This window comes from Thalassolituus sp. UBA2590 (assembly GCF_002339775.1).
Lineage (GTDB): Bacteria > Pseudomonadota > Gammaproteobacteria > Pseudomonadales > Oceanobacteraceae > Thalassolituus.
Window position 1 is genome coordinate 26,846 of record NZ_DDKU01000076.1, and the last position, 8,773, is coordinate 35,618.

Genomic DNA, 8,773 nt, shown 5'->3' on the forward strand with positions numbered 1-8,773 from the left:
CTGACCTAATAGACATCCCGACGGTAGCGTCCCGCTGCCGTCAAAGCTTCAACCTGATCACCGCCTAATATAGTGCAAAGCTGGTGATCCAGATCCTGAGCCATACCGTCGCGGCTTCCACATACGAGAATCGTGGCCCCGGCATTCACCCAACGTGTGAGCCGCTCGCTGTTTTCTGCAACAACATCCTGAACATAGCCCACACTTGCTTCACCAGCTACTGAGGCCAACTCAGAAGACTCAGCGCGGGAATAACTCCGGTTAAAATAAGAAAGGTGTCCGGATTCATACCAAGCGATCAGTTGGTCATCCCAGTGTCGGTCAAACAGTGGAGAACGCTCTCCGAATATCAGCCAGTTGTCATGTTGGTCAGACAATTCTCTTGCTTTCAGGTGGGCCCTCAAGCCCGCCAGACCAGAGCCATTTCCAACCAAAATGAGCTTCTCAACGTCTGCGGAGCAGTGAAAAGACGGATTACAGCGTATCGAAACATCAACACTATCGAGAGTAGTCGCCTGGTGGCACAACCAGCCAGACCCCAGGCCTCGGGTGCCATCCGGATGATTCTGTTCGCGAACCAGCAGCATCAGCTCAGATTCCTCGGGGATGCTGGCAATACTGTATTCGCGAATCTGCCCTTTCATATGAAGCTGAACTATATCCCCCGCCTGCCAGCTGAATTGGTTTCTCACATCCAGTGTGACTTCGTATATCGGCGCACCAGGACTTCCGGAGTTAAGGTGACGACGGCCTTTAAAGCGCAACGGATATTGAGGATTGACTAGCGCTCTATCCGAAAACTCCATCGCACTGAGTTGATCAGAATGAATCACGCCAGCCTCTGCGAGTTGAGCAAACCAGGATGCAATCGTTTCGGGATCATTGCGATCTACTGCCACCAGAGGCGCCAGCACCTGAGCGTCACGCTCAAGCAGAATTGTATTGATATCGTAGGAGAAGCCACAGAAATGCTCATAGCTTGTATCCCCCAGGCCGAGAATCGAGAAGCACAGCTCTGGATAGCAGGCTGTCGTTTTTTTTATGGAAGGTATAAAAAACCGACCATTGTCTGGCGCGTCGCCCTCACCGTAGGTACTTGCAATCACGAACAGAGAGCGTGACTTAGTCATCCGTTCAGACGTGACTTGATTAAGTGGTAGGTGAAGTACCTTCGCGCCCTGGCTTCTCAACATTTTAACCAGTTGCTGTGAAAGTGACTCAGCAGAGCCACTCTCACTCGCAAAAGCGACAATGGTATCGGCATCGGTGTGCTCCCTTACTTCGATACTTCGCGCTATCACTCGTCGATAACACCAGAATGTAAAAGCTACCCAGGCCAGAAAAAGAGCTCCGGCCTGAATGTAGGGAGCCACCGTCAACATAGATCAGTCCGGTAAGACCTCAAGCACAGTCACGTAAGAGCCCGTGCGTTCCGTGGCCGGTTTCTTCGCTTTATCGTCTTTATATTCGACTTCGATAAAGTAGCGGCCAGCACCTTTCCAATTGAGTTTAACCTCGCCTTTTTTGTCTGCAACGGCACTGATTTCATCCTGACTGTTGCGATAACGGGTTCCTTCACGAATGGCGGTCAGTTCGGCGCCTTCAGCAGGCTCACCATCAATCAGAAACTTAAAAGTCGCCTGCTCACCGGAATACAGATCGTTCGGATGCGTTACTGGCACAAGCTCCAGCCCTTTATTCGTTGGCTGCAGCGTTTCAGTGCTCGGTGCACCAAGCGTGACAAAGGTTTCCATACGGCGGGAAGACTGCATGATGCGCAGATTGTCCGCTTTTTCGGGAACATTCTCAGCGAAACCTTCCTCGGTGTATTGCTCGCCACGGCCAGGGTATATACGACGTTTACCGTCTTCTTCCCACATCGCGCGCATACCATTGCTTGCCGTGAAAACTTTGTAGGTGCCTTCGTCCTCAAGCTTTACGTCGAAGACAGTGCGGTACTTACCGGTATGCAGGTTTTCTGCTTCACTTTTATCGCCGTCTGGCTGTATCACAGTGAGATCATTGAGGCGAACGGCGTGATAGTTCGCGACAAAAATATCGTTAGAGACTGCCGCTTCAAAACCGACCCAACGCTCTTCGCCCGAGAGCTGTGTTTCCTGTGGAAGAATCCATGCGCGATGAGCTTCCGCAGACAGAGTCCCAGCAATAAGAGCCGCCAGTAGAAGAGGCTTTAATAAGTTCGTTTTCATCTGCATTTCCTTAAGGTTTGATGGTCAGTTCGATAGCGCCAAGTTCAGAGCTACCCTGTTCTTTAAGTGTCTTTTCGCTGCTCTGAGGCCAGCTGAAAGGAATGTTGATCAGTTCGCGGCCACCGACTTCACGTGCCGCTTCAACACGTAGGCGATAGTCGCCAGGCTTGAGGTCTGCGAGAGGAGCCTTGCCCGGCGTAAACTCCAGCTCATAACCGCCCGGACCATAAGTTGCACCGCTGACGCCATCGACCGGCATCTCCAGTGAACGGCCGCTTCTGCGCCACCACTGACGCATGTCTTTCAGCCACTTTTCACCCTCGGCATTGCGCATATCGACGTCGTACCAGACGGCCAGATTACTGACGACCTGATTGCGATCATCTTCAATCCAGATAGCAACGTAAGGCTTGTGATATTCAGCGACATCTAATTCCGGGATCTCTACGGAGACGGAAAGATCAGCCGCCTGTACCTGCGCAAATGATGCGAAAGTAGCAACCGCCATCAGTCCGGATGTAATTAATTTCATAAGCGACTCCTTAGTGCGCAGCGAGAACAAGTAAAATAATGGGTGCAATAACGCCGAATGCCACAAGTGGCCAGGTACTTGGGCGTTGTCTGGCATAACGAGCGAGCAACCATAATCCGCTCAGGGAAAAAACCAGACAAAGCACCGAAAAAATATCGATAAACCACGACCACGCGGTATTGGTATTTCTGCCTTTGTGCAGGTCATTAAGGTAAGAAATCACCCCACGATCTGTGTTTTCATAAATAAAACTGCCTGTTTCCAGATCAATACTTAGCCAGGCATCCCCGCCGGGTTTGGGCATGCCGAGGTAGACTTCATACTCATCCCATTCGGCATAAGCATCTGGAGTGGGGATATCATGTTCATCGCTCAGCCAACGACGAACGGCCATAGGCAACGGTCCTTCCGAGCGACTCTGAACCGCACTGAGCATGCCCGGTGAGAGCTCTGCTTCGACGGTTGTGCGTTCAGGATCTGCCGGGATATCAGCGGCGTGATTGAGAGTAATACCTGTGAATGCGAACAGAATCATGCCCACCAGACACACTGCTGAACTGATCCAGTGCCACTGGCGCAATGTGCCGGGTAAAAATCGAGAAAACATGACACCATCCAAAAAAGCCCATCAGCGAACGGTGAGAATACTAACAAACGGCACGCTAATGAGAAGTATTTTTATTTGATAATGACACTTCTATGCATTATCAAAAGATGATATCCGTCCGTAAAAAAAGGGCCTTCCGGCCCTTTTCTATTCATTCTGATCTCTGATCAGAAACGTACGTTCAGACCTACCCAGAGGTTACGACGCTTGTCTTTGTTGTTGTAATCGTCTTCGAATACAACCTCGCTGACAGCACCCCGACCCGAAGCATATTCGTACTCTCCATCCCCATCGATATCGTCGTACTCAACACTGTAGGTGGTGAAGTCCTGATCCAACAGGTTGTTAATACGGCCGTACACACTGAAGTAGCTATTCACCGCATAGGTTGCGCCGAGGTGCAGTACGCGATAATCCTTGTAGTACAGAGGATCGTTATCATCATCTACGCCGCGGAAGCGAGCCGAGCGTGTCTCACTGGTCAGCTGCACATTCAACTTAGTATTCACATCCCAATCGAGAGTGACATTACTCATGTGCTCCGCCGTATTCGTCAGCGGTTGACCTTCCTGCGAACCAGAAAGCTGTCGGCTGTCGGTGTAGGTGTAGTTACCACGTACTGCCAGTGCATCAATGATCTGGAAACGACCAGCGACTTCAGCGCCGCGAATCAGAGCATCATCGATATTGATTACCTGAGCCCACGAGTCATAACCCAAATCTTCGTATTCACCAAGGTTCACACAGGGGCGTTCACCGCCAGTCTGAGCACATGTCTGTACTGAGTCACCACGGGCAATCTTATCTTCGAAGCGATTGTGGAAAATGGTCGCGTTAAAGCTGTGGCGATTCTCCATCGACTCCCAATAGATCGCGGCTTCGGTATTGCGGCTTTTCTCCGGCTCAAGATCCGGGTTCCCCGCAAAAGGAACGGTACCCTGGCCTCCAAAGCCGGTTACACCGTCGTAAAGATCAGTTGTTTTTGGAGTTTTATAACCACTGCTCACACCACCTTTCACCGTCCACTCTGACGTCAGGCTGTATACCGCGTACAAGCGAGGGCTGACATTGCTACCGAAAGCATCGTGATCGTCATAGCGAAGACCCGCAGTCAGCGTAAAATCTGGCACCATGGTCCAGCTGTCTTCAGCGAACAACGCGTATGTCGTGAAGTCTGATACCTCTCCCGACTCACCATCTTCACGTCCAAATACACCGTCAGTAAGCTCGGCATCAATATATTGACCGCCGACGATAAACAGGTGGTCACCGGCCAGATCTTCGACCGGAATTTCCAGCTTGGCATCCAGCGTATACTGGCTGCTTTCCATAGTACGGTCCGGACGCGGCAGAAAGGTCTCCTCGGCAATCGCACGGCGCTCGTCTTCACTCAGGCCCGCGTAATCACCCGTACCATCGTACATCTCCTGCAGCAATTGTCTTTCAGACACTGACAGCGGTACGGTACGGCCGTTGTTATTTGTCTCGATGTTCTGCAAAGACACCAGGCTCTTACCAAAACTCCAGCTGCCCTCGTGAGCGATTGCCCACTGGTCGCGGGTGAACTCCTGATCCTGTGCATAACCTGCACGAGGATTAACCACACCGCCCCTTGCTTGCCAGAGGGTATCAATACTGTCGACCGTCCCGAGAGGGAAACTGCCATCTTCCAGTGGTTCGTTGTCATATACCTGCTTCGATGTGTCGTAATCGAAGGTCAGGCTCTGGTTTTCTGCTACCTTCCAGTTCAGACCTACACCCACATTGTGATTGGTGTTATCTGTAGTTTTACCGCCGCTGCCGAAGCCAAGAGAGCGTGTCTGTTCAACACCGTTAGGGTCGGTGACTGAGTCGTACTCTGGCTCTGATGCATCGCGCTTATAAATACTGCCACGCAGCTCCATACCAAGAACATTTTCAATTAACGGGCCTGCCACACTGAAGTCAGCCGTGGTATCCGCACCGTACTCGTCGTACTCCTGGAAAGTGCGGCTGATACTTGCAGAACCTGTCCAGTCATCGGTCACCTTCTTGGTGATAATGTTGATTACACCGCCCAGAGCATCCGCTCCATATAGGGTAGACGCTGGTCCGCGGATAACCTCAATACGTTCGATCGCATCAATCGGCGGAATGTGGTTGAACTGATTACCACCGAAATTATTCGGATAGATATCACCATGGTTATTCTGACGACGACCATCAATCAGGATCAGAGTGTAATCTGCTCCCATACCACGGATCGAAATAGTCCCCTGGCCCGTTTTATCCCGGGTCTCACCGATATCGACACCTTCCAGTTCACGGACGGCATCCAGAAGCGTGACATAAGGACGTGAGCGCAGATCTTCCTGAGTGATTACAGAAATACTGGCTGGAGCATCCACTACTTTCTGCTCGTAACCTGCTGCTGTAACGACAAACTTATCCAGTTCAATGGTCTGCTCTTCTGCTGTTACAGAGAAAGAAGCAACAACCGCTGCAGCGAGTGCACTCAAAGGAAAAAGCTGATTTCGAAACTTCATGTTTAAGGTCCATACGGGGGAATTTGCGCGTATACTATTTTCACTTAGTTGCAAATGCAAATGTTTTTCATTTGTAACTTCACTCACAATACACTTATTAATTTTAATAAAACCGTGTATGGACAAAGGCTTCTGGACCGGAGGCCGATGCGTATTGCAGGAGTCTTACTGGTTTTGAGAGGTTTCGCTGGCGCGAAATTGAGTCGGAGATACGCCGTACCATTTTTTGAAAGCACGGGAAAATGCACTGACGTCGGAGAAGCCCAGCATAAACGCTAGCTGTGTGACTGTGGTACCGGGAAGCGCGAGGTGTCTTTCGACCAGGGTCCGGCGTGTTTTTTCCAGTACCGCCTTCCAGCTCAGGCCTTCATCGGTAAGGCGCCGCTGCAGACTTCGGACACTCATGTGAAAGCGCTCCGCAGCGTCTGTCATCGAAGGCTCCCCTTCCGGAAGCTGCCCCTCGAGCCACAACGACAACTGAATCACGAGCGAGCCTTTTTCCTGCTCAGCGAGTCGCTCATTCAGTGTTGCTTCGAGCATGGCAACCATCTGGTTGTCGCTGGAGTGAAGCTCGGCAGCTGCCTGCTTCCGGTCGAACGTCAGGCCGTAGTAATCGCTTCTGCTCGGCGCCACTCGAAAGTAGCGGGCCATCGATGCGCAATAATCATCGTCATGACATGCCACATGAACTTCGAGAGGGTTCAATGCAGGATCTACCCTGAGCCTGACCAGGCGCATCAGGCTGGACATCACGTACTGTATGCCCTGAGGGTGGGGCACATGCCCAGTTGAAGGCCGGAACTGTACGCACACGGTAGTATCTTTAACCACCAGCTCAGCTTGCACAGCATCACTGATCAGCCTCTGATAGCGAGCAAGACGTTGCAGTACACTGAGCATGCTACCACCCGCAGACAATGCCAGACCCAGCCCACCAAATGCAGAGTATTCACTGCGGCGGGCCATATTGATGCCCAGTGAGGGGTCCTGAAGACGATTTTCGGCTGCCGTCAGTAAGGCAGAAGTCGCATCGACACTGACCCAGACTTCCGGGTTAAACGTATTTTCAACCGAGACGCCATGCTCCGCAAACAAAGCCGCAGGATCATCACCATGCTGCTGCAGCAGGTTAGCCAGCGGACGCAGAAACATGGCCACCGCTTTGGGTTGCTCAGTCATTGGCGTCTCCGGTCAACTGGTTGGCGGTCAGTGCAAAGCATGGAAACAGGTTTTTCTCCAGTATGTAATCAAAGGCCTGTGTATGTCTGCCGGGCCATGAGTTTGGAGTATAAGTATGACTGATACCACGGATAAAAACAGCGAGCGCTTTCAGGCACTCCGCGCTAAAGATCGCCAGATCCAGAAAGAATTGATGCAGGTGAGCGACCAGGTTCGAGCTCGTCACCCGTTTCTGGTTAAGCACCAGAATGCCGTCGGCATGGGCATTTTTCTGGTCAGTATTGCCGGGATGATTCTGAACGGCGTACTCTGGATGGAAGGCATCATGCCAGCCTGGATGGTCATCGTATTAAGTGCGTTCTGGACATCACTGCTGCATGAGCTGGAGCACGACCTGATCCATTACATGTACTTCCGTAAGCAGCCTGTCTGGCATCACTTGATGATGGCAGGTGTCTACCTCGCACGTCCCCTTACCCAGAATCCCTGGATTCGTCGCTACCTACACCTGCATCACCACAAAGTGTCGGGCACAGAAACAGATCTGGAAGAACGCGGTATTACCAACGGCGAAAAATGGGACTGGAAGCGTTTCCTGATGGTCGGCGACAACATGCTGGCTTTTTATCTGCGCGCTGGGAAATACTTCGTCGTGCCGAAAAAGTTACTGAAGCAAGGTAAAATCAATAAAACAGACATTAAAAACTTAAGAATTATCGGTGCGCTCAGTTTTAACCCTGTCGGGTACATCTGCTACACAATCTGGCATGGCTTCGTACTATTTCATCTGGCTAATGGCATTGCCTGGGCATCAGGAACAACGATTGACTGGCCACAATGGCTACTGGCCCAGGAAGCCTGGGTAACTGCGACCGTTGTTATCCTGATTGCACCCAACGTGCTGCGTACTTTCTGTCTGCACTTTATTTCATCGAATATGCATTACTTTGGTGACAACACGCCGGGGATTATTCATGAGCAATGTCAGGTGATGAATAAGTGGTATCTAATTCCACTGCAACTGTTCTGCTTTAACTTTGGCAGCACTCACGCGATCCACCATTTTGTAGTGCGTGACCCCTTCTATATTCGCCATTTAAGCGAGAAAGAATCCCATGAAGTGCTTCGCCGTCATGGCATCCGCTTTAACGATATGGGAACCTTTAAGCGCGCGAATCGTTTGAATGAGCGTGCTGCTTAGTGAGTTATTAGCTCAGTGAGTGCTGCATGTGCGCCAGAGATGGCGCACATGCAGCTCTTCTCGCCCCTAACACGCAGCCAATGACTGTAGCGTTATCCTGACAGCCGGAAAAAATTCAGATGCCCGCCTTCCAGCCGTTTGTCACAGGATAACGACGGTCACGACCAAAGCCACGGCGAGTCACCCTGACCCCGATCGGCGCCTGACGACGCTTGTATTCATTAATATCCACCAGCCGCACTACCCGCATCACGTCTTCTCGATTATGTCCGGCCGTGATGATCTGCTCTGCACTTTCATCGTGTTCGATGTAACGCTCCAGAATATCATCCAGCACAGGGTAGGCTGGCAAGCTGTCTTCATCGACCTGATCCGGCGCAAGCTCCGCGGAAGGGGGACGGTCGATCACACGCTGAGGGATCACAGGTGAAATAGAATTCCGGTACTCGGCAAGGGCAAAGACTTTGGTTTTATACACGTCTTTTAATGCACCATAGCCACCAGCCATATCACCATAGA

At 51.3% G+C, this 8,773-nt stretch carries 8 protein-coding genes; 1 reads left to right on the top strand and 7 read right to left on the bottom strand.

Going from position 1 to position 8,773, the window contains the following annotated elements:
• Nucleotides 1-5: 5 nt before the first annotated feature.
• The 6 genes from B2067_RS07250 to B2067_RS07275 form a co-directional block, all read right to left on the bottom strand.
• Nucleotides 6-1,301 carry a sulfite reductase subunit alpha gene (locus B2067_RS07250; RefSeq protein ID WP_301387938.1) on the bottom strand — a complete coding sequence of 432 codons (1,296 nt, stop codon included), beginning with the start codon at nucleotides 1,299-1,301 and terminating at the stop codon, nucleotides 6-8.
• Between the two features lie 84 nt (nucleotides 1,302-1,385).
• On the bottom strand, nucleotides 1,386-2,210 hold the full coding sequence (locus B2067_RS07255) for a DUF4198 domain-containing protein (RefSeq protein ID WP_301387939.1): 825 nt from the start codon (nucleotides 2,208-2,210) through the stop codon (nucleotides 1,386-1,388).
• Between the two features lie 10 nt (nucleotides 2,211-2,220).
• Nucleotides 2,221-2,742 carry a DUF2271 domain-containing protein gene (locus B2067_RS07260; protein ID WP_068436431.1) on the bottom strand — a complete coding sequence of 174 codons (522 nt, stop codon included), beginning with the start codon at nucleotides 2,740-2,742 and terminating at the stop codon, nucleotides 2,221-2,223.
• Nucleotides 2,743-2,752: 10 nt separating this feature from the next.
• Nucleotides 2,753-3,349, bottom strand: a complete 597-nt coding sequence (locus B2067_RS07265; protein ID WP_297530463.1) for a PepSY-associated TM helix domain-containing protein — start codon at nucleotides 3,347-3,349, stop codon at nucleotides 2,753-2,755.
• A 167-nt stretch (nucleotides 3,350-3,516) separates the two neighbouring features.
• Complete coding sequence (locus tag B2067_RS07270) at nucleotides 3,517-5,874, bottom strand: TonB-dependent receptor domain-containing protein (RefSeq protein WP_301387940.1); 2,358 nt, start codon at nucleotides 5,872-5,874, stop codon at nucleotides 3,517-3,519.
• A 165-nt stretch (nucleotides 5,875-6,039) separates the two neighbouring features.
• Nucleotides 6,040-7,053 (bottom strand): AraC family transcriptional regulator, encoded by a 1,014-nt coding sequence (locus tag B2067_RS07275; RefSeq protein WP_301387941.1) that lies wholly within the window; start codon nucleotides 7,051-7,053, stop codon nucleotides 6,040-6,042.
• A gap of 115 nt (nucleotides 7,054-7,168) precedes the next feature.
• On the opposite strand from B2067_RS07275, the gene B2067_RS07280 reads away from it, so the two are divergent.
• Nucleotides 7,169-8,254 (top strand): fatty acid desaturase, encoded by a 1,086-nt coding sequence (locus tag B2067_RS07280; RefSeq protein ID WP_301387942.1) that lies wholly within the window; start codon nucleotides 7,169-7,171, stop codon nucleotides 8,252-8,254.
• 115 nt (nucleotides 8,255-8,369) lie between these two features.
• Here B2067_RS07280 and nadE read toward each other — a convergent pair.
• Nucleotides 8,370-8,773: NAD(+) synthase (nadE, locus tag B2067_RS07285; RefSeq protein WP_301387943.1), on the bottom strand; the 404-nt coding region annotated here is incomplete at its 5' end.